This window comes from Kineococcus sp. TRM81007 (assembly GCF_022669155.1).
Taxonomy (GTDB): Bacteria; Actinomycetota; Actinomycetes; order Actinomycetales; family Kineococcaceae; genus Kineococcus.
The window spans coordinates 99,526-117,063 of sequence record NZ_JALBVB010000051.1 but is presented as its reverse complement, the minus strand read 5'-3'; the positions used below and the strand labels follow the sequence as shown (position 1 = coordinate 117,063).

The window sequence follows — 17,538 nt, the reverse complement described above, 5'->3', positions numbered from 1 at the left end:
TCGTGAGGGGTCCCGCCGCCGGCGGGTACCCCCGGATGTCCTCCGAGCGCGCGGCCCGATTCGCCAAGGTGGGGTGCTGTCTGGCAGACTATCGGGGTTGCTGTGCCGCCGCGGGTCATCCCGCCCGGTGGCCGGCGGCCGCGAACGTCGAACGTCTCGTACGGGCGGCGGACGGTCAACCTGAACAGGACGACCGCCGTGGGTGACCACGGCTAGGGACCACACCGGGCAACCGGGCGAGGGTGCAGAACGTGCGAGAGCGCGACACGCCCGACCTCGGGGGTCGGGGCCCCACGAGGGGCCCCGCGCCGCGCGCGAGTCAGTAGCGGTACGAAGAGAGAGAGTCAGACGACGCCATGGCGGGACAGAAGATCCGCATCAGGCTCAAGGCCTACGACCACGAGGTCATCGACAGCTCGGCGCGCAAGATCGTCGACACGGTGACCCGGACCGGTGCATCCGTCGCCGGGCCCGTGCCGCTGCCGACCGAGAAGAACGTCTACTGCGTGATCCGCTCGCCGCACAAGTACAAGGACAGCCGCGAGCACTTCGAGATGCGCACGCACAAGCGCCTCATCGACATCATCGACCCCACGCCGAAGACCGTCGACTCGCTCATGCGTCTCGACCTCCCGGCCGGTGTCGACATCGAGATCAAGCTCTGAGGGACTGCACACGATGAGCGACAGGCAAGTGCGAGGGGTGCTCGGCACCAAGCTCGGCATGACGCAGCTGTGGGACGAGGCCAACCGCCTCATCCCCGTCACGGTCGTCAAGGTCGAGCCGAACGTCGTGACCCAGGTCCGCACCACTACCACCGACGGCTACGAGGCCGTCCAGCTCGCCGCCACGGCGATCCCGCAGCGGAAGGCGAACAAGCCGGCTGCCGGGCACTTCGCGAAGGCCGGTGTCGCGCCGCGCCGCCACCTGGTCGAGCTGCGCACCAACGACGCCGCGTCCTACGAGCCCGGCCAGGAGGTCACGGCCGAGGTGTTCGACGCGGGCACCACCGTCGACGTGGTCGGCACGACCAAGGGCAAGGGCTTCGCCGGTGTCATGAAGCGTCACGGCTTCGCCGGCGTGGGCGCCTCCCACGGTGCGCACCGCAACCACCGCAAGCCGGGGTCCATCGGCGGGTGCGCCACCCCCGGTCGCGTCTTCAAGGGCCTGCGCATGGCCGGCCGCATGGGTGCCGCGCGCCAGACCACCCAGAACCTGACCGTGCACGCCGTCGACGCGGAGAAGGGCCTGCTGCTCATCACGGGCGCTGTGCCCGGCCCCCGCGGCGGCCTCGTGCTCGTCAAGACCGCCGCCAAGGCGCGCGTGAAGGAGGCCTGAGCACATGACCACGACGACTGAGGCCATCGCCGTCCCGCTGCGCACCGCCGACGGCGGTACCAACGGCACCGTCGAGCTGCCCGCGACCGACTTCGGCCGCCAGGTGAACGTGGCGCTGATCCACCAGGTCGTGACGGCCCAGCTGGCCGCCGCGCGCCAGGGCACCCACGCCACCAAGACCCGCGGCGAAGTCCGCGGCGGCGGCAAGAAGCCGTACAAGCAGAAGGGCACCGGCCGCGCGCGCCAGGGCTCGCTGCGCGCCCCGCAGTTCACCGGCGGTGGCACCGTGCACGGCCCCCAGCCCCGCGACTACTCGCAGCGCACCCCCAAGAAGATGAAGGCCGCCGCTCTGCGCGGTGCCCTGTCCGACCGGGTGCGCCACGAGCGCCTGCACGTCGTGGAGGGCATGGCCATCGGCGACGCCCCCTCGACGAAGACGGCCGTCAAGCTCCTGTCGACGCTGTCCGGCCGCAAGAACGTGCTGGTCGTCCTGACCCGCGACGACGAGGTGTCGGCCAAGAGCCTGCGCAACATCGCCGGCGTGCACGTCCTGCCCGCCGACCAGCTGAACACCTACGACGTCGTGAAGAGCGACGACGTCGTCTTCACCCGCGCGGCGCTGGACGCCTTCGTCGCGGGCCCGCCGAAGGGTCGCAGCGCGACCGCGGTGGCTGCGGAGTCGGAAGGGAGCACCCTGTGAGCGCGCTCGGCGGAACCCAGAAGGACCCGCGCGACATCCTCATCGCGCCGGTCGTCTCGGAGAAGAGCTACGGGCTCATCGACGAGGGCAAGTACACGTTCATCGTGGACCCGGCCGCCAACAAGACCGAGATCAAGATCGCGGTCGAGCGGGTCTTCGGCGTGAAGGTCTCCGCGGTGAACACCGCCAACCGGCAGGGCAAGAGCCGGCGCACCCGGTACGGCACGGGCAAGCGCAAGGACACCAAGCGGGCCATCGTGACGTTGCGCGAGGGCACGATCGACATCTTCGGCGGCTCGGTCGCCTGAGCCCACGGGGCTCGCACGACTGCCGTAGACACCTTCGAACCCGAGGAACGACGCAATGGGAATCCGCAAGTACAAGCCGACGACGCCGGGCCGCCGCGGCTCGTCCGTCGCCGACTTCGTCGAGGTCACGCGGAGCGAGCCGGAGAAGTCGCTCGTCCGCCCGCTGACCAAGTCCGGTGGCCGCAACTCCACCGGGCGCATCACCACCCGCCACATCGGCGGCGGCCACAAGCGCGCCTACCGCGTCATCGACTTCCGTCGCAATGACAAGGACGGCGTGCCGGCGAAGGTCGCGCACATCGAGTACGACCCCAACCGCACCGCGCGCATCGCGCTGCTCCACTACGTGGACGGCGAGAAGCGCTACATCATCGCCCCGAGCCGCCTGAAGCAGGGCGACCGGATCGAGAACGGCCCCACGGCCGACATCAAGCCCGGCAACAACCTGCCGCTGCGCAACATCCCGGTCGGCACGGTGGTCCACGCCATCGAGCTGCGCCCCGGCGGCGGCGCCAAGATCGCCCGGTCCGCGGGCGCCAGCGTGCAGCTCGTGGCCCGCGAGGGTCGCTTCGCCCAGCTGCGCATGCCCTCCGGCGAGATCCGCTACGTCGACGTCCGCTGCCGCGCGACGGTCGGCGAGGTCGGCAACGCCGAGCAGTCGAACATCAACTGGGGCAAGGCCGGCCGCATGCGCTGGAAGGGCAAGCGCCCGACCGTCCGCGGTGTGGCCATGAACCCGATCGACCACCCGCACGGTGGTGGTGAGGGCAAGACGTCCGGTGGCCGTCACCCCGTCAGCCCCTGGGGTCAGCCTGAGGGCCGCACGCGGCGTCCGGGCAAGGAGAGCGACAAGCTCATCGTCCGTCGTCGCCGCACCGGCAAGAAGCGCTGATAGGGAGTCCAGGCCACCATGCCTCGCAGCTTGAAGAAGGGCCCGTTCGTCGACGACCACCTGCAGAAGAAGGTGGACTCGCAGAACGAGGCCGGCACGCACAACGTCATCCGGACCTGGTCCCGCCGTTCGGTCATCACGCCGGACTTCCTGGGTCACACGTTCGCGGTGCACGACGGCCGCAAGCACGTCCCCGTCTTCGTCACCGAGGCGATGGTGGGGCACAAGCTCGGCGAGTTCGCGCCCACGCGGACGTTCAAGGGCCACGAGAAGGACGACCGCAAGGGTCGTCGTCGCTGAGCCCCGCGGTTCAGTGCAACGAAGTCACGAACTGAGACCAGAAGGCAGGACAGGGATGGAAGCCAAGGCGCAGACGCGGTACCTCCGCGTCACGCCCCAGAAGGCGCGCCGAGTCGTCGACCTCGTCCGGGGCAAGCAGGCCACCGAGGCCGTCGCCGTGCTCTCGTTCGCCCCGCAGTCGGCGGCCGAGCCGGTGCGCAAGCTCGTCGAGAGCGCCATCGCGAACGCGAAGTTCCTCGCGGACAAGCACTCTGAGGCGTTCGACCCGAACGACTACGTGGTCAAGGCGATCCACGTCGACGAAGGCCCCACGATGAAGCGCTTCCGTCCCCGCGCCCAGGGCCGCGCGGGACGCATCCTGAAGCGCACCAGCCACATCACGGTGGTCGTCGCCCCCGCAGTCGCCGGCGCCAAGAAGACGAGGAGGACCCGCTAGTGGGACAGAAGGTCAACCCGCACGGGTTCCGACTGGGCATCACCACCGATCACAAGAGCCGCTGGTTCGCGGACTCCACCAAGACGGGTCAGCGCTACGCCGACTACGTCAAGGAGGACGTCGCGATCCGCCGCCTCATGTCGAAGGGCATGGAGCGGGCCGGCATCTCCAAGGTCGAGATCGAGCGCACCCGCGACCGCGTGCGCGTCGACATCCACACCGCCCGGCCGGGCATCGTCATCGGCCGTCGCGGTGCGGAGGCCGACCGCATCCGCGGTGAGCTGGAGAAGCTGACCGGCAAGCAGGTGCAGCTGAACATCCTCGAGGTCAAGAACCCCGAGATCGACGCTCAGCTCGTCGCGCAGGGCATCGCCGAGCAGCTCGCCAGCCGCGTGTCGTTCCGCCGTGCCATGCGCAAGGGCATGCAGACGTCCCTGCGCTCCGGCGCCAAGGGCATCCGCGTGCAGTGCGCCGGCCGCCTGGGCGGCGCCGAGATGAGCCGCTCGGAGTTCTACCGCGAGGGGCGCGTGCCGCTGCACACGCTGCGCGCGAACATCGACTACGGCTTCTACGAGGCCCGCACGACCTTCGGCCGCATCGGTGTGAAGGTCTGGATCTACCACGGTGACGTCACCAGCCGTGAGCTCGCCCAGTCGCAGGCCGCCGCCCCGCGCGCCCCGCGTCGCGGGGAGCGCGGTGACCGCGGTGAGCGCGGCGGCCGTCGTCCCCGTCCCACGCAGGACGCGACCAGCGCACCCGTGGCCGAGGCCGCTGCCGGTGGCAGCGCCCCGACCGGGACCGCGGCGAGCGAGCCGGTGACCGGCAAGGGCAGCAACGGAACGGAGGGCTGAGGCGTGCTCATCCCACGGCGAGTCAAGCACCGCAAGCAGCACCACCCCACGCGGCGCGGTGCGGCCAGCGGCGGCACCCGCGTCACGTTCGGCGAGTACGGGATCATGGCCGTCGAAGGCGGCTACGTGACCAACCGGCAGATCGAGTCGGCTCGTATCGCCATCACCCGCCACATCCGTCGTGGCGGCAAGGTCTGGATCAACATCTACCCGGACCGCCCGCTCACGAAGAAGCCGGCCGAGACCCGCATGGGTTCCGGCAAGGGCTCCCCGGAGTGGTGGATCGCGAACGTGAAGCCGGGAAGAGTCATGTTCGAGCTGTCGTTCCCCAACGAGAAGGTCGCTTCGGAGGCGCTGACCCGCGCCATCCACAAGCTGCCGGTGAAGTGCAAGATCGTGCGCCGCGAGGGTGGTGAGTGATGGCCATCGGGACCAAGGGCCTGGGTGCCGACGAGCTGCGCGACTTCGAGGACGCGAAGCTGGTCGAGGAGCTCAAGAAGGCCAAGGAGGAGCTGTTCAACCTGCGCTTCCAGTCCGCGACCGGGCAGCTGGAGAACAACTCCCGGCTGCGGGCCGTCAAGCGGGACATCTCCCGCATCTACACCACGATGCGCGAGCGCGAGCTCGGCATCACCGAGGCGCCGATCACGAAGGAGGCCGCGGAGTGAGCGAGCAGACCGCCGCCGCCGCGACGAGCGAGCGCGGCTACCGCAAGACGCGCCGCGGTTACGTCGTCAGCGACAAGATGCAGAAGACCGTCGTGGTCGAGGTCGAGGACCGCGTGAAGCACCCGCTCTACGCGAAGGTCATCCGCCGCACCACCAAGGTCAAGGCGCACGACGAGGCATCGACCGCCGGCGTGGGGGACCTCGTCCTCATCGCCGAGACCCGGCCGCTGTCCGCCACCAAGCGCTGGCGCGTCGTCGAGGTCCTCGAGCGCGCCAAGTGACCTCGGGCGGAGCGCAGGTGCGCACCGCCTCCCGTACCCCATGTCCGTTCGGCCAGGCTCGACACCCCCTCGCGGGGCGTCGAGAACCGGCGCGACGAAGGAGTAGAGAGTGATCCAGCAGGAGTCGCGGCTCAAGGTCGCCGACAACACGGGTGCCAAGGAGATCCTGTGCATTCGCGTGCTCGGCGGTTCCGGCCGCCGCTACGCGGGCATCGGTGACGTGATCGTGGCCACGGTCAAGGACGCGATCCCCGGTGGCAACGTGAAGAAGGGCGACGTGGTCAAGGCCGTGATCGTCCGCACCAAGAAGGAACGTCGCCGCGCCGACGGTTCCTACATCCGCTTCGACGAGAACGCGGCCGTGATCCTCCGCGCCGACGGCGGCGACCCGCGCGGCACCCGAATCTTCGGGCCCGTCGGTCGTGAACTGCGCGAGAAGAAGTTCATGAGGATCATCTCGCTGGCTCCGGAGGTGCTCTGACCATGGGGAAGATCCGCATCAAGAAGGGTGACCTCGTCCAGGTCGTCACCCGCGTGCGTGGTCGTCGCAACGAGGACGGCACCAAGACCTCGGACCTCGGCAAGCAGGGCAAGGTCCTGGAGGTCTTCGCCGACACGCAGCGCGTGCTCGTCGAGGGCGTCAACCAGATCAAGCGCCACACCAAGGCTCGCCCGGGCGTCGCCGGCGGCATCGAGGTCCGCGAGGCCCCGATCCACATCAGCAACGTGCAGCTGGTCGACCCGGAGTCGGGCAAGCCGACCCGCGTGGGCATCCGCACCGAGCAGGTCGAGCGCGACGGTCGCACCAAGACCAACCGGATCCGTGTCGCCAAGCGCTCCGGCAAGGACATCTGATGACTACTGAGACTGAAGCCCGCCCGCTGCCCCGCCTGAAGCAGCGCTACCGCGACGAGATCAAGGGTCAGCTGCACGAGCAGTTCGGCTACGGCAACGTCATGCTGATCCCCGGCCTGGTCAAGGTCGTGGTGAACATGGGCGTCGGCGAGGCTGCCCGCGACTCCAAGCTGATCGACGGCGCGGTGCGTGACCTGACCGTGATCACCGGCCAGAAGCCGCAGATCACGAAGGCCCGCAAGTCGATCGCCCAGTTCAAGCTGCGCGAGGGCATGCCGATCGGTGCGCACACCACGCTGCGCGGCGACCGCATGTGGGAGTTCCTGGACCGCCTCGTGTCGCTGGCGCTGCCGCGCATCCGCGACTTCCGCGGCCTGTCGCCCAAGCAGTTCGACGGCAACGGCAACTACACGTTCGGCCTCAACGAGCAGTCGATGTTCCACGAGATCGATCAGGACAAGATCGACCGCGTCCGCGGCATGGACATCACGGTCGTGACGACGGCCAAGACCGACGAGGAGGGCCGTGCGCTGCTGCGTGCGCTGGGCTTCCCGTTCAAGGAGAACTGACCGTGGCGAAGACCGCTCTCATCACCAAGGCCGCGCGCAAGCCGAAGTTCGCTGTCCGCGCCTACACCCGTTGCCAGCGCTGCGGCCGGCCCCACGCCGTGTTCCGCAAGTTCGGCATCTGCCGCATCTGCCTGCGGGAGATGGCACACCGTGGCGAGCTGCCCGGTGTGACCAAGAGCAGCTGGTGACCACCGACATCACGACGACGCCGAAGGTCCGCACCGCGCCCCGCGGTGCGGAAACCCCGGCGAGGAAGGGCGGACGAGCCCGATGACGATGACCGACCCCATCGCAGACATGTTGACGCGTCTGCGCAACGCCAACTCGGCGTACCACGACACGGTCTCCATGCCGTACAGCAAGCTGAAGTCGCACATCGCCGAGATCCTCCAGGCCGAGGGCTACATCGCCTCCTGGTCCGTCGAGGACGCCGAGGTCGGCAAGAAGCTGACGCTGGACCTGAAGTTCGGCCCCAACCGCGAGCGTGCGATCGCCGGCCTGCGCCGCGTGAGCAAGCCGGGTCTGCGGGTCTACGCGAAGTCGACCAACCTGCCCCGCGTGCTGGGTGGCCTGGGCGTGGCGATCCTGTCCACGTCCTCCGGGCTCCTGACCGACAAGCAGGCCAACAAGAAGGGCGTGGGTGGGGAAGTCCTCGCCTACGTCTGGTGAGGGAGGAGGACTCATGTCGCGCATCGGTCGACTCCCGATCCCCGTCCCCGCGGGCGTGGACGTGACCATCGACGGCCCCGCCGTCACGGTCAAGGGCCCCAAGGGCACGCTGACGCACACCGTCGCCTCGCCGATCACGGTGGAGCGCGCGGAGGAGGGCACCCTGCAGGTGGCCCGCCCCGACGACGAGCGCACCTCGCGGGCGCTGCACGGCCTCACCCGCACCCTGCTGGCCAACATGGTCCAGGGCGTGACGCAGGGCTACGAGAAGCGCCTCGAGATCGTCGGCACCGGGTACCGCGTGACCGCCCGGGGCACGGACCTCGAGTTCGCGCTCGGGTACAGCCACCCGGTGGTCGTCAAGGCCCCGGAGGGCATCACCTTCGTGGTGGAGAACAACACGCGCTTCTCGGTGTCCGGCATCGACAAGCAGCAGGTCGGCGAAGTGGCTGCGAACATCCGCAAGCTCCGCAAGCCCGACCCGTACAAGGGCAAGGGCGTGCGCTACGCCGGCGAGCAGATCCGCCGCAAGGTCGGAAAGGCGGGTAAGTGACGATGGCTCTCTCCACCCAGCGGACTCAGAAGGGCAAGGCGGCTGCGCTCAAGCGTCGCCACACCCGCGTGCGCAAGAAGGTCGTGGGCACCCCCGTGCGCCCGCGCCTGGTCGTCACCCGCTCCTCCCGACACGTCTTCGTGCAGGTCATCGACGACGCGGCGGGTCGCACCCTCGTGTCGGCCTCGACCATGGAGGCGGACCTGCGTGCCAGCGGTGACGACAAGTCGGCCAAGGCGAAGGCTGTCGGCGTCCTCGTCGGCGAGCGGGCCAAGGCGGCCGGCATCGAGGCCGTGGTCTTCGACCGCGGCGGCAACCGGTACGCCGGGCGTGTCGCGGCGATCGCCGACGGCGCCCGCGAGGCTGGTCTCGCCCTGTGATGACCCGAACTGTCGATGAGATGAGGAACGTCTGATGCCTGGACCCCAGCGCCGAGGCGCCGGCGCCGGTGCGGCCGGCGGCGGCGACAACCGCAACAACGACCGTCGGGACCGCCGCGACGGCGGCCGCGACCAGCGCGGGCGGGGCGACGCGGGCGACCGCGGCAACTTCGTCGAGCGCGTGGTGACCATCAACCGCGTGGCCAAGGTCGTCAAGGGCGGCCGTCGCTTCAGCTTCACGGCCCTCGTGGTCGTGGGTGACGGCGACGGCACCGTCGGCGTCGGCTACGGCAAGGCCAAGGAGGTGCCCGCGGCGATCGCCAAGGGCGTCGAGGAGGCCAAGAAGAACTTCTTCCGCGTGCCGCGCATCCAGGGCACCATCCCGCACCCCATCCAGGGCGAGAAGGCGGCCGGCGTGGTCATGCTGCGCCCGGCTTCCCCGGGTACCGGCGTCATCGCCGGTGGCCCGGTGCGCGCCGTGCTGGAGTGCGCGGGCGTGCACGACGTGCTGTCGAAGTCGCTCGGCTCCGACAACGCGATCAACATCGTGCACGCGACCATCGAGGCCCTGCGCGGCCTGGAGCGTCCCGAGCAGGTCGCGGCGCGCCGCGGTCTGCCGGTGGACCAGGTGGCCCCCGCCGCGCTGCTGCGCGCCCGTGCCGAAGGGGTGAGCGCCTGATGGGTCGCATCAAGGTCACCCAGGTGAAGTCCGGCATCGGTGGCAAGCAGAACCAGCGGGACACCCTGCGCAGCCTCGGGCTGCACAAGATCGGGCAGAGCGTCGTCAAGGACGACAAGCCGGAGTTCCGCGGCATGGCCATGACGGTCGCTCACCTCGTGACCGTCGAGGAGGTTGACTGACATGGCGAACCAGCCGGGCGAGCACGTCCTGAAGCTGCACCACCTGCGCCCCGCACCGGGGTCGCACACCGCCAAGACCCGCGTCGGCCGCGGTGAGGCCAGCAAGGGCAAGACCGCCGGCCGCGGCACCAAGGGCACGAAGGCCCGCTACCAGGTGCCGGAGGCCTTCGAGGGCGGCCAGATGCCCCTGCACATGCGACTGCCGAAGCTGCGCGGGTTCAAGAACCCGTTCCGCGTCGAGTACCAGGTGGTCAACCTCGACAAGCTGGCCTCCCTCTACCCCGAGGGTGGCGCGGTCACGGTCGAGGACCTCGTCGCCAAGGGCGCCGTCCGCAAGGGCCAGCCCGTCAAGGTGCTGGGCACCGGTGAGATCGCCGTTGCCCTGCAGGTGACCGCGGACAAGTTCTCCACCTCGGCGGCCGAGAAGATCGCGGCGGCCGGCGGGACGACGACCGCCGCCTGAGGCTCCGGCCCCACAGCTCCACCGGTTCCACACCGCACACGGCGGTAGCGGCGAGTGATCGCCCGCTACCGCCGTGTGCGCGTTGTGGGGGACTGTAGGGTGCTCGGGGAGACGCGCGCTGTGCGCGCCGACCCGGCAGGTCCTCCGCAAGTCCGTCCACGAAGTCCACCCGCCGCGCCCCGCCGGGCAGCGGTGGCGCAGGAGGTTCACGTGCTCACCGCATTGGCCCGCGCGTTCCGCACGCCGGACCTGCGCCGCAAGCTGCTCTTCACGCTCGGCATCATCGTGCTGGTCCGGGTGGGGTCGTTCGTGCCCACGCCCGGCGTCGACTACGGCGCGGTGCAGCAGTGCATCGCGCTGGCCGAGTCCGGGAACGACCTGCTGGGCCTGGTCAACCTCTTCTCCGGCGGCGCGCTGCTCCAGCTGAGCATCTTCGCGCTCGGGATCATGCCGTACATCACGGCGAGCATCATCATCCAGTTGCTCACCGTGGTGATCCCGCGCTTCGAGGCGCTGAAGAAGGAGGGGCAGCAGGGCACGACCAAGCTGACCCAGTACACCCGGTACCTCACGATCGCCCTGGCGATCCTGCAGTCGACGACGTACGTGACGATCGCGCGGGAGCCCTCGCGCCTGTTCGGCACCGCCTGCAACGCCGAGGTGGTGCCCGACCAGAGCATCCCCGCCATCGTCCTCATGGTCATGACCATGACCGCCGGCACGGGGCTCATCATGTGGCTCGGTGAGCTCGTCACCGAGCGCGGCGTCGGCAACGGCATGTCCCTGCTGATCTTCACCCAGATCGCCGCCGGGTTCCCCACGTCGCTGTGGGCCATCCAGCGCGAGCAGGGTGCCCTCACCTTCGCCGCGGTGCTCCTCATGGGGCTCGTCGTCATCGCCGCCGTCGTCGCCGTCGAGCAGTCCCAGCGCCGCGTGCCCGTGCAGTACGCCAAGCGGATGATCGGCCGGCGCATGTACGGGGGCAGCTCCACCTACATCCCGCTGAAGGTCAACATGGCCGGGGTCATCCCGATCATCTTCGCCTCGTCGCTGCTGTACCTGCCGGCGCTGGTGGGTCAGTTCAGCGACCAGAACGCCGGGTGGGTCGTGTGGATCAACGAGCACCTGGTGACGGGTGACCACCCGGTCTACATGATCACGTACTTCCTGCTGATCATCTTCTTCGCGTACTTCTACGTCGCGATCACGTTCAACCCGGACGAGGTCGCCGAGAACATGCGCAAGTACGGCGGCTTCATCCCCGGCGTGCGCGCCGGCCGGCCCACCGCCGAGTACCTCGACTACATCCTCACGCGCATCACCCTGCCCGGCTCGCTCTACCTGGGGCTCGTCTCGCTGCTTCCCCTGATCGCGCTGGTGGCGTTCAATGCCAACTCCAACTTCCCCTTCGGGGGCACGTCGATCCTGATCATCGTCGGGGTCGGGCTCGAGACGGTGAAGCAGATCGAGTCCCAGCTCCAGCAGCGCAACTACGAAGGGTTCTTGCGATGAGTCGTCTCGTCCTCCTCGGTCCCCCCGGTGCCGGCAAGGGCACCCAGGCCAAGCGCCTGTCCGAGAAGCTGGGGATCCCCGCCATCTCCACCGGTGACATCTTCCGGGCCAACGTGGCGCAGCGGACCGAACTGGGCAGGACGGTCCAGGAGTACCTGGACGCCGGCAAGTACGTGCCGGACTCCGTCACCAACGCGATGGTCCGCGACCGCATCGCGCAGCCGGACGCCGCCGACGGCTTCATCCTCGACGGGTACCCGCGCACCACCGACCAGGTCCGCGAGCTGGACGACATGCTCGCCGGCTCCGGCGCCAAGCTGGACCGCGTGCTGGAGATCACCGCCGACCCCGACGAGCTCGTGCGCCGCCTGACGAAGCGGGCGCAGGTCGAGGGCCGCAGCGACGACACCGAGGAGGTCATCCGCACCCGGCAGGAGGTCTACGCCGAGCAGACCGCCCCCCTGGTGTCCGTGTACTCCGAGCGGGGCCTGCTGCGCAGCGTGGACGGCCTGGGCGAGGTGCCCGAGGTGACCTCGCGACTGCTGGACGCGCTCGCCTCCGACGCTGGCTGAGGCGGCCTTGTTCGGTCGCGAGCGCATCGAGATCAAGACCCCCGAGCAGGTCCTGGCCATGCGCAGGGCGGGCCTGCTCACCCACGCCGCGCTGGAGAGCGCCCGGGCGGCCATCCGCCCGGGCATCACCACCCGCGAACTGGACGGCATCGCCGCGGAGGTGATCCGGGCCGGTGGGGGCACGTCCAACTTCCTCGGCTACCACGGCTACCCCGCGACCCTGTGCATCTCGGTCAACCACGTCGTGGTGCACGGCATCCCCGGCGACCAGGTCCTCGCCGAGGGCGACGTGGTGTCCGTCGACGGCGGCGCGATCGTCGACGGCTGGCACGGCGACTCCGCCTTCACCGCGATCGTGGGGGAGCCCGCGGCCCCGGAGGACGTGGAGCTGGTGGAGACGACCCGCAGGGCCCTGTGGGCGGGCATCGCCGCCCTGGACCGCCGCGGGCGCGTCGGTGACGTCGGGGCCGCCGTGGAGGACGCCGTCGACGGACGCTTCGGCATCGTCGACGGCTACACGGGGCACGGCATCGGCACGGCCATGCACATGGCGCCGGAGGTGCTCAACTACCGGGTGCGGGAGCGCGGACCCAAGGTGCGGCCGGGCATGTGCCTGGCCGTGGAGCCGATGTGCACGCGCGGTGGCGTCGAGACCGACGTGCTGGCCGACGAGTGGACCGTGGTCACCTCCGACGGTGCGCGTGCCGCGCACTGGGAGCACACGGTGGCGGTGCTGGACGAGGGCCTGTGGGTCCTCACCGCCCCCGACGGGGGAGCTTCCGAGCTCGGTCCCCTCGGGGTCTCCGTGCCGCAGGACTGACTGCCGCCCAACGGGTCCCGACGGCTGTGCGCCGTCGATTTCGCCTACGGCGCGCCGTCGACTAAGCTTGACCGTTGGTTCGCCATGCCTACGTTCCGGTCCCTCCGGGTCCGGGCGCAGCGGGCGGACACCGAACCGACACTTGATGAAAAGCGGAGGACATGCCGAAGAAGGACGGCGTCATCGAGATCGAAGGCACCGTGATCGAGGCCCTGCCGAACGCGATGTTCCGCGTCGAGCTGAGCAACGGTCACAAGGTGCTGGCCCACATCTCCGGGAAGATGCGGCAGCACTACATCCGCATCCTCCCCGAGGACCGGGTGGTCGTCGAGCTCAGCCCGTACGACCTGTCCCGCGGGCGCATCGTCTACCGCTACAAGTGATTCCCCCACTGGCCGCCGGCCGCGGTCCCGCCACACCCGTGGTCGGGGTCCGGTCTGCTCGACCGGAGACACGATGAAGGTCAAGCCGAGCGTCAAGAAGATCTGCGACAAGTGCAAGGTGATCCGCCGCCACGGCCGGGTCATGATCATCTGCGACAACCTGCGCCACAAGCAGCGCCAGGGCTGATCGCAGGACCCCCGCCGCCGGGCCCCGCAGCCGGCGGCACCCATCGCAGCACCCGCCCGCCCCGCACGCCGGGAGCGGGCGACACCCCCGGTCGGAGGCCGGGGACCCGCCGGACGAGAGCGGGAGCGGTACTGCGCCAGACCTCCGCGACAGAAGAGGGACCACCCGCATGGCACGTCTCGTCGGCGTCGACCTCCCCCGCGAGAAGCGGCTCGAGATCGCGCTCACGTACATCTACGGCGTCGGGCGCACGCGCGCCATGGAGACGCTGACCGCTACCGGCGTCAGCCCGGACCTGCGTGTCCGCGACCTCTCGGACGACGACCTGGTCGCCCTGCGCGACCACATCGAGGGCAACTACCGCGTCGAGGGTGACCTCCGCCGCGAGGTGGCGGCCGACATCCGCCGCAAGGTCGAGATCGGCACCTACCAGGGTCTGCGGCACCGCCGCGGCCTGCCCGTCCGCGGGCAGCGCACCAAGACCAACGCCCGCACCCGCAAGGGACCGAAGCGCACCGTGGCCGGCAAGAAGAAGGCCGGTCGCAAGTAAGCAGTGCGCGGCCCTCCGGGTCGCCTCGCGAGCCGTCCGCCGGCTCGCCCTCGAACTCAGTCGTCGCAGTCCACCAGGAGTCCGGACACCATGCCTCCCAAGAGCCGCCAGGCCACGGCGACGCGCAAGCCGCGTCGCAAGGAGAAGAAGAACGTCGCGCACGGCCACGCGCACATCAAGAGCACGTTCAACAACACGATCGTCTCGATCACCGACCCCACCGGTGCGGTGATCGCCTGGGCGTCCGCCGGCCAGGTCGGTTTCAAGGGGTCGCGCAAGTCCACCCCGTTCGCCGCCCAGATGGCGGCCGAGGCCGCTGCCCGCCGCGCCCAGGAGCACGGCATGCGCAAGGTCGACGTCTTCGTCAAGGGTCCCGGCTCCGGCCGGGAGACCGCGATCCGCTCCCTCCAGGCCACCGGCCTGGAGGTCGGCGCCATCCAGGACGTCACCCCCAGCCCGCACAACGGCTGCCGGCCCCCCAAGCGCCGGCGCGTCTGACCCGGTGACGACGCCGGCCGCACCCCACGGGGGAGCGCGGCCGGCGTCCTCCCGACCGGCCGGACCGGCCGGACCAGCCAGACCAGCCAGACCCCGTCGGTGGACCGATGCTGACGGGCGTGCGGGGCGTCATATGGCGGACGCCCGCGGGAAGGAACCTCCGTGCTGATCGCACAGCGCCCCACCCTCACCGAAGACGTCGTCAGCGAGTACCGCTCGCGCTTCGTCATCGAGCCCCTCGAGCCCGGCTTCGGCTACACCCTGGGCAACTCGCTGCGTCGCACCCTGCTGTCGTCGATCCCGGGCGCAGCAGTGACCAGCCTGCGCATCGACGGTGTGCTCCACGAGTTCACCTCCGTGCCGGGGGTCAAGGAGGACGTCACCGAGATCGTCCTCAACGTCAAGAACCTCGTCGTCTCCTCCGAGCACGACGAGCCCGTCGTGATGTACCTGCGCAAGCAGGGGCCCGGCGCCGTCACGGCCGCCGACATCGCGCCGCCGGCCGGCGTGGAGGTCCACAACCCGGACCTGCACATCGCCACGCTGAACGGCAAGGGCAAGCTCGAGATGGAGCTGACGGTCGAGCGCGGCCGCGGTTACGTCTCGGCCGCCCAGAACAAGTCCGGCGAGCAGGAGATCGGCCGCATCCCGGTCGACTCCATCTACTCGCCCGTGCTGAAGGTGACGTACAAGGTCGAGGCCACCCGCGTCGAGCAGCGGACGGACTTCGACCGCCTCGTCGTGGACGTCGAGACCAAGCACGCCATCACCCCGCGCGACGCCGTCGCCTCCGCCGGCAAGACGCTCGTCGAGCTGTTCGGTCTGGCGCGCGAGCTGAACGTCGAGGCCGAGGGCATCGACATGGGCCCCTCGCCCACCGATGCCGCGCTCGCCGCCGACCTCGCGCTGGAGATCGAGGCGCTGGACCTGACGGTCCGCTCCTACAACTGCCTCAAGCGCGAGGGCATCCACGCCGTCGGCGAACTGGTCTCGCGCAGCGAGGCCGACCTGCTCGACATCCGCAACTTCGGGCAGAAGTCCATCGACGAGGTCAAGGCCAAGCTGGCGGGCATGGGCCTGCACCTCAAGGACTCCCCGCCCGGGTTCGACCCGAGCACCGCCGTCAACGACTTCGAGGAGGACGACTCGTCCTTCGCCGAGGACGAGCAGCTCTGACCGTCCGCTGACCGGCACCCTCCACCCGGGTGTCGGCGACCTTCGAGGAGATCGACAACCATGCCCACCCCCACCAAGGGTCCGCGGCTCGGCGGCGGGCCGGCCCACGAGAAGCTCATCCTCGCCAACCTGGCGACGCAGCTCTTCGACCACCGCAGCATCACCACGACCGAGGCGAAGGCCAAGCGCCTGCGCCCGGTCGCGGAGCGCCTGATCACCTTCGCGAAGAAGGGTGACCTCGCGTCCCGCCGCCACGTGATGAAGACCGTGCGCGACAAGTCCGTCGTGCACTTCCTCTTCACCGAGATCGCCCCGGCCATGGCCGAGCGCGAGGGTGGCTACACCCGCATCGTGAAGATCGGCCCCCGCAAGGGCGACCAGGCCCCCATGGCGGTCATCCAGCTCGTCATGGAGCCGGTCAGCCCGAAGCAGGCCACCGTCCGCGAGGCCGAGCAGGCCGCCGCGAGCGCCGCCGCGGCGTCCGCCGCCGTGGCCGCCGACGCCGAGGCCGGTCAGGCCGCGGTGGAGGAGCCCGTGGAGCCGGGCAGCGTGGACCAGCCCGACACCCTGCCCGAGGGTGACGGCGCCGACACCGGTGCCGAGGTCGACGCCGCCGAGGCCGACCCGAGCGACGAGAGCACGGAGGGGAAGGCCTGAGCGCCTCCTCCCCGCACCGCGACGAGCCCGTCCTCCCCGCAGGGGAGGGCGGGCTCGTCCGCGTCGACCCGGCCGGTGCCCCGGAGGTGGTGCGCGTGCGGCTCGACCTCGGCTACGACGGCGCGGGCTTCGCCGGGTGGGCCGAGCAGCCGGGCCTGCGCACCGTGCAGGGCGAGCTGACGCGCGCCCTGGGGCGCGTGCTGCGGCTGGACCCCGCCCCGCGCCTGACGGTCGCCGGCCGCACCGACGCCGGTGTCCACGCCCGCGGGCAGGTCGCGCACGTGGACGTGCCCCGCGCAGCCTGGGAGGCGGCTCCCGGCCGCTCCGGTTCCGAGCCGGGTACCGCCCTGGTGCGGCGCCTGGCCGGCGTGCTGCCGCCCGACGTGCGCGTGCACCGCGCCGCGACCGCGCCCGACGGCTTCGACGCGCGCTTCTCCGCGCTGCGCCGCCGCTACGCCTACCGCGTCTGCGACGACCCGTCCGGTGCGCCACCGCTGCTGCGCTCCCACGTCCTGCACCACCGGCGCCCGCTCGACGTGGCCGCGATGGACTCCGCCGCCCGCGCGATGGTCGGGCTGCACGACTTCGCCGCCTACTGCAGGCCCCGCGAGGGGGCCACGACCGTGCGCACGCTGCTGGCGCACTCGTGGCGGCGCGAGCGGGAGGGCCCGTACGCCGGGCTGCTCGTGGCGGACGTGCGCGCCGACGCCTTCTGCCACTCGATGGTGCGCGCCCTCGTCGGCGCCGTCCTGGCCGTGGGCGACGGCCGCCGCGGCCCCGACTGGCCGGCGCAGGTGCTGCTGCGCGGGGTGCGCGACCCGGCCGTCGCCGTCGTCGCCCCGCACGGGCTGTGCCTGGAGGAGGTGGCCTACCCGCCCGAGGCGGACCTGGCCGCCCGCGCCCGCGAGGCGCGCGCCGTGCGCTCGCTGCCCGTGCCGCCGGCCGCCGAGGACCCTCTGCGGCCGCGCTGACCCCGCGCGGCACGGCGCGGCACGGCGCGGCGCGGCCGCGCCCGCGGTGCGCGGGGGTGCCTGCCGGGCGCCGGGGGCGGTGGGGCAG

The 17,538-nt window shown here is 70.8% G+C and carries 30 protein-coding genes and 1 pseudogene; all 31 read left to right on the top strand.

Translation table 11 applies throughout. The features are described from left to right. Positions 1-356 precede the first annotated feature (356 nt). The 31 genes and pseudogenes from rpsJ (at position 357) to MN205_RS09785 (ending at position 17,450) form a co-directional block, all read left to right on the top strand. Positions 357-665, top strand: a complete 309-nt coding sequence (gene rpsJ, locus MN205_RS09935) for a 30S ribosomal protein S10 (protein ID WP_012084982.1) — start codon at positions 357-359, stop codon at positions 663-665. 13 nt (positions 666-678) lie between these two features. Beyond that, the gene (rplC, locus tag MN205_RS09930; protein WP_242737924.1) at positions 679-1,338 is read left to right on the top strand and encodes a 50S ribosomal protein L3; all 660 of its coding nucleotides are present in this window, start codon (positions 679-681) and stop codon (positions 1,336-1,338) included. 4 nt (positions 1,339-1,342) lie between these two features. Continuing rightward, positions 1,343-2,038, top strand: a complete 696-nt coding sequence (rplD, locus tag MN205_RS09925) for a 50S ribosomal protein L4 (protein ID WP_242126764.1) — start codon at positions 1,343-1,345, stop codon at positions 2,036-2,038. Further along, a complete protein-coding gene (gene rplW, locus MN205_RS09920; protein WP_242126762.1) occupies positions 2,035-2,346 on the top strand; it encodes a 50S ribosomal protein L23 in 312 nt (103 codons plus the stop codon). Before rplD ends, rplW begins: the two co-directional genes overlap by 4 nt. Positions 2,347-2,401: 55 nt before the next feature. After that, complete coding sequence (gene rplB / locus MN205_RS09915; RefSeq protein WP_242126761.1) at positions 2,402-3,238, top strand: 50S ribosomal protein L2; 837 nt, start codon at positions 2,402-2,404, stop codon at positions 3,236-3,238. An 18-nt stretch (positions 3,239-3,256) separates the two neighbouring features. Further along, positions 3,257-3,538, top strand: coding sequence for a 30S ribosomal protein S19 (rpsS, locus tag MN205_RS09910; RefSeq protein WP_242126759.1), 282 nt, complete (start codon positions 3,257-3,259; stop codon positions 3,536-3,538). Between the two features lie 55 nt (positions 3,539-3,593). After that, positions 3,594-3,974 carry a 50S ribosomal protein L22 gene (gene rplV, locus MN205_RS09905; protein WP_242126757.1) on the top strand — a complete coding sequence of 127 codons (381 nt, stop codon included), beginning with the start codon at positions 3,594-3,596 and terminating at the stop codon, positions 3,972-3,974. Continuing rightward, positions 3,974-4,825 carry a 30S ribosomal protein S3 gene (gene rpsC, locus MN205_RS09900; protein ID WP_242126755.1) on the top strand — a complete coding sequence of 284 codons (852 nt, stop codon included), beginning with the start codon at positions 3,974-3,976 and terminating at the stop codon, positions 4,823-4,825. The genes rplV and rpsC overlap by 1 nt, the downstream gene beginning before the upstream one ends. Before the next feature lie 3 nt (positions 4,826-4,828). Then, positions 4,829-5,245 (top strand): 50S ribosomal protein L16, encoded by a 417-nt coding sequence (rplP, locus tag MN205_RS09895; protein WP_242126754.1) that lies wholly within the window; start codon positions 4,829-4,831, stop codon positions 5,243-5,245. Then, positions 5,245-5,487: pseudogene (gene rpmC / locus MN205_RS09890) on the top strand (50S ribosomal protein L29); the annotation flags it as partial. The gene rplP and the pseudogene rpmC, both read left to right, overlap by 1 nt. Positions 5,488-5,489: 2 nt before the next feature. After that, positions 5,490-5,774 carry a 30S ribosomal protein S17 gene (gene rpsQ, locus MN205_RS09885; protein WP_308220261.1) on the top strand — a complete coding sequence of 95 codons (285 nt, stop codon included), beginning with the start codon at positions 5,490-5,492 and terminating at the stop codon, positions 5,772-5,774. Positions 5,775-5,883: 109 nt separating this feature from the next. Then, positions 5,884-6,255, top strand: a complete 372-nt coding sequence (gene rplN / locus MN205_RS09880) for a 50S ribosomal protein L14 (protein WP_242126750.1) — start codon at positions 5,884-5,886, stop codon at positions 6,253-6,255. A 2-nt stretch (positions 6,256-6,257) separates the two neighbouring features. Next, positions 6,258-6,629 (top strand): 50S ribosomal protein L24, encoded by a 372-nt coding sequence (rplX, locus tag MN205_RS09875; protein WP_166609816.1) that lies wholly within the window; start codon positions 6,258-6,260, stop codon positions 6,627-6,629. Continuing rightward, positions 6,629-7,198, top strand: coding sequence for a 50S ribosomal protein L5 (gene rplE / locus MN205_RS09870; protein WP_242126748.1), 570 nt, complete (start codon positions 6,629-6,631; stop codon positions 7,196-7,198). The genes rplX and rplE overlap by 1 nt, the downstream gene beginning before the upstream one ends. 2 nt (positions 7,199-7,200) lie before the next feature. Continuing rightward, positions 7,201-7,386, top strand: coding sequence for a type Z 30S ribosomal protein S14 (locus MN205_RS09865; protein WP_242126746.1), 186 nt, complete (start codon positions 7,201-7,203; stop codon positions 7,384-7,386). An 82-nt stretch (positions 7,387-7,468) separates the two neighbouring features. Continuing rightward, on the top strand, positions 7,469-7,867 hold the full coding sequence (rpsH, locus tag MN205_RS09860) for a 30S ribosomal protein S8 (protein WP_242126745.1): 399 nt from the start codon (positions 7,469-7,471) through the stop codon (positions 7,865-7,867). 13 nt (positions 7,868-7,880) lie between these two features. After that, positions 7,881-8,420 (top strand): 50S ribosomal protein L6, encoded by a 540-nt coding sequence (rplF, locus tag MN205_RS09855; protein WP_242126743.1) that lies wholly within the window; start codon positions 7,881-7,883, stop codon positions 8,418-8,420. 2 nt (positions 8,421-8,422) lie between these two features. After that, positions 8,423-8,800 carry a 50S ribosomal protein L18 gene (gene rplR / locus MN205_RS09850; protein WP_242126989.1) on the top strand — a complete coding sequence of 126 codons (378 nt, stop codon included), beginning with the start codon at positions 8,423-8,425 and terminating at the stop codon, positions 8,798-8,800. Positions 8,801-8,834: 34 nt separating this feature from the next. Further along, the gene (rpsE, locus tag MN205_RS09845; RefSeq protein ID WP_242126740.1) at positions 8,835-9,479 is read left to right on the top strand and encodes a 30S ribosomal protein S5; all 645 of its coding nucleotides are present in this window, start codon (positions 8,835-8,837) and stop codon (positions 9,477-9,479) included. After that, positions 9,479-9,661, top strand: a complete 183-nt coding sequence (rpmD, locus tag MN205_RS09840; protein ID WP_242126738.1) for a 50S ribosomal protein L30 — start codon at positions 9,479-9,481, stop codon at positions 9,659-9,661. The genes rpsE and rpmD overlap by 1 nt, the downstream gene beginning before the upstream one ends. Before the next feature lies 1 nt (position 9,662). Further along, complete coding sequence (rplO, locus tag MN205_RS09835; RefSeq protein ID WP_374115904.1) at positions 9,663-10,124, top strand: 50S ribosomal protein L15; 462 nt, start codon at positions 9,663-9,665, stop codon at positions 10,122-10,124. A 210-nt stretch (positions 10,125-10,334) separates the two neighbouring features. Next, a complete protein-coding gene (gene secY, locus MN205_RS09830) occupies positions 10,335-11,636 on the top strand; it encodes a preprotein translocase subunit SecY (RefSeq protein WP_242126736.1) in 1,302 nt (433 codons plus the stop codon). Continuing rightward, entirely contained in the window at positions 11,633-12,208 is a 576-nt protein-coding gene (locus tag MN205_RS09825) for an adenylate kinase (RefSeq protein WP_242126734.1), read from the top strand. The genes secY and MN205_RS09825 overlap by 4 nt, the downstream gene beginning before the upstream one ends. Positions 12,209-12,215: 7 nt before the next feature. Next, positions 12,216-13,028 carry a type I methionyl aminopeptidase gene (map, locus tag MN205_RS09820; RefSeq protein ID WP_242126732.1) on the top strand — a complete coding sequence of 271 codons (813 nt, stop codon included), beginning with the start codon at positions 12,216-12,218 and terminating at the stop codon, positions 13,026-13,028. Positions 13,029-13,189: 161 nt separating this feature from the next. After that, entirely contained in the window at positions 13,190-13,411 is a 222-nt protein-coding gene (gene infA / locus MN205_RS09815; protein ID WP_012084955.1) for a translation initiation factor IF-1, read from the top strand. 73 nt (positions 13,412-13,484) lie between these two features. Next, on the top strand, positions 13,485-13,598 hold the full coding sequence (gene rpmJ, locus MN205_RS09810) for a 50S ribosomal protein L36 (RefSeq protein ID WP_106209588.1): 114 nt from the start codon (positions 13,485-13,487) through the stop codon (positions 13,596-13,598). A 169-nt stretch (positions 13,599-13,767) separates the two neighbouring features. Then, positions 13,768-14,148: a 30S ribosomal protein S13 gene (gene rpsM, locus MN205_RS09805; RefSeq protein ID WP_242126729.1), complete on the top strand. Its 381-nt coding sequence runs from the start codon at positions 13,768-13,770 to the stop codon at positions 14,146-14,148. Between the two features lie 90 nt (positions 14,149-14,238). Continuing rightward, positions 14,239-14,646, top strand: a complete 408-nt coding sequence (gene rpsK / locus MN205_RS09800; RefSeq protein ID WP_106209584.1) for a 30S ribosomal protein S11 — start codon at positions 14,239-14,241, stop codon at positions 14,644-14,646. A 162-nt stretch (positions 14,647-14,808) separates the two neighbouring features. Further along, positions 14,809-15,822 carry a DNA-directed RNA polymerase subunit alpha gene (locus tag MN205_RS09795; protein WP_242126727.1) on the top strand — a complete coding sequence of 338 codons (1,014 nt, stop codon included), beginning with the start codon at positions 14,809-14,811 and terminating at the stop codon, positions 15,820-15,822. A gap of 60 nt (positions 15,823-15,882) precedes the next feature. After that, positions 15,883-16,479, top strand: coding sequence for a 50S ribosomal protein L17 (gene rplQ / locus MN205_RS22330; protein ID WP_374115903.1), 597 nt, complete (start codon positions 15,883-15,885; stop codon positions 16,477-16,479). A gap of 86 nt (positions 16,480-16,565) precedes the next feature. Then, positions 16,566-17,450: a tRNA pseudouridine(38-40) synthase TruA gene (locus MN205_RS09785; protein WP_374115902.1), complete on the top strand. Its 885-nt coding sequence runs from the start codon at positions 16,566-16,568 to the stop codon at positions 17,448-17,450. The last annotated feature ends 88 nt before the right edge of the window (positions 17,451-17,538 follow it).

Excerpts from the sequence above, each read along its gene's own strand:
- rpsJ (WP_012084982.1), top strand. The coding sequence starts at position 357 with ATGGCGGGACAGAAGATCCGCATCAGGCTCAAGGCCTACGACCACGAG.
- rplC (WP_242737924.1), top strand. The coding sequence starts at position 679 with ATGAGCGACAGGCAAGTGCGAGGGGTGCTCGGCACCAAGCTCGGCATG.
- rplD (WP_242126764.1), top strand. The coding sequence starts at position 1,343 with ATGACCACGACGACTGAGGCCATCGCCGTCCCGCTGCGCACCGCCGAC.
- rplB (WP_242126761.1), top strand. The coding sequence starts at position 2,402 with ATGGGAATCCGCAAGTACAAGCCGACGACGCCGGGCCGCCGCGGCTCG.
- rpsS (WP_242126759.1), top strand. The coding sequence starts at position 3,257 with ATGCCTCGCAGCTTGAAGAAGGGCCCGTTCGTCGACGACCACCTGCAG.
- rplV (WP_242126757.1), top strand. The coding sequence starts at position 3,594 with ATGGAAGCCAAGGCGCAGACGCGGTACCTCCGCGTCACGCCCCAGAAG.
- rplX (WP_166609816.1), top strand. The coding sequence starts at position 6,258 with ATGGGGAAGATCCGCATCAAGAAGGGTGACCTCGTCCAGGTCGTCACC.
- rplE (WP_242126748.1), top strand. The coding sequence starts at position 6,629 with ATGACTACTGAGACTGAAGCCCGCCCGCTGCCCCGCCTGAAGCAGCGC.
- rpsH (WP_242126745.1), top strand. The coding sequence starts at position 7,469 with ATGACGATGACCGACCCCATCGCAGACATGTTGACGCGTCTGCGCAAC.
- rplF (WP_242126743.1), top strand. The coding sequence starts at position 7,881 with ATGTCGCGCATCGGTCGACTCCCGATCCCCGTCCCCGCGGGCGTGGAC.
- rplR (WP_242126989.1), top strand. The coding sequence starts at position 8,423 with ATGGCTCTCTCCACCCAGCGGACTCAGAAGGGCAAGGCGGCTGCGCTC.
- rpsE (WP_242126740.1), top strand. The coding sequence starts at position 8,835 with ATGCCTGGACCCCAGCGCCGAGGCGCCGGCGCCGGTGCGGCCGGCGGC.
- rpmD (WP_242126738.1), top strand. The coding sequence starts at position 9,479 with ATGGGTCGCATCAAGGTCACCCAGGTGAAGTCCGGCATCGGTGGCAAG.
- rplO (WP_374115904.1), top strand. The coding sequence starts at position 9,663 with ATGGCGAACCAGCCGGGCGAGCACGTCCTGAAGCTGCACCACCTGCGC.
- MN205_RS09825 (WP_242126734.1), top strand. The coding sequence starts at position 11,633 with ATGAGTCGTCTCGTCCTCCTCGGTCCCCCCGGTGCCGGCAAGGGCACC.
- infA (WP_012084955.1), top strand. The coding sequence starts at position 13,190 with ATGCCGAAGAAGGACGGCGTCATCGAGATCGAAGGCACCGTGATCGAG.
- rpmJ (WP_106209588.1), top strand. The coding sequence starts at position 13,485 with ATGAAGGTCAAGCCGAGCGTCAAGAAGATCTGCGACAAGTGCAAGGTG.
- rpsM (WP_242126729.1), top strand. The coding sequence starts at position 13,768 with ATGGCACGTCTCGTCGGCGTCGACCTCCCCCGCGAGAAGCGGCTCGAG.
- rpsK (WP_106209584.1), top strand. The coding sequence starts at position 14,239 with ATGCCTCCCAAGAGCCGCCAGGCCACGGCGACGCGCAAGCCGCGTCGC.
- rplQ (WP_374115903.1), top strand. The coding sequence starts at position 15,883 with ATGCCCACCCCCACCAAGGGTCCGCGGCTCGGCGGCGGGCCGGCCCAC.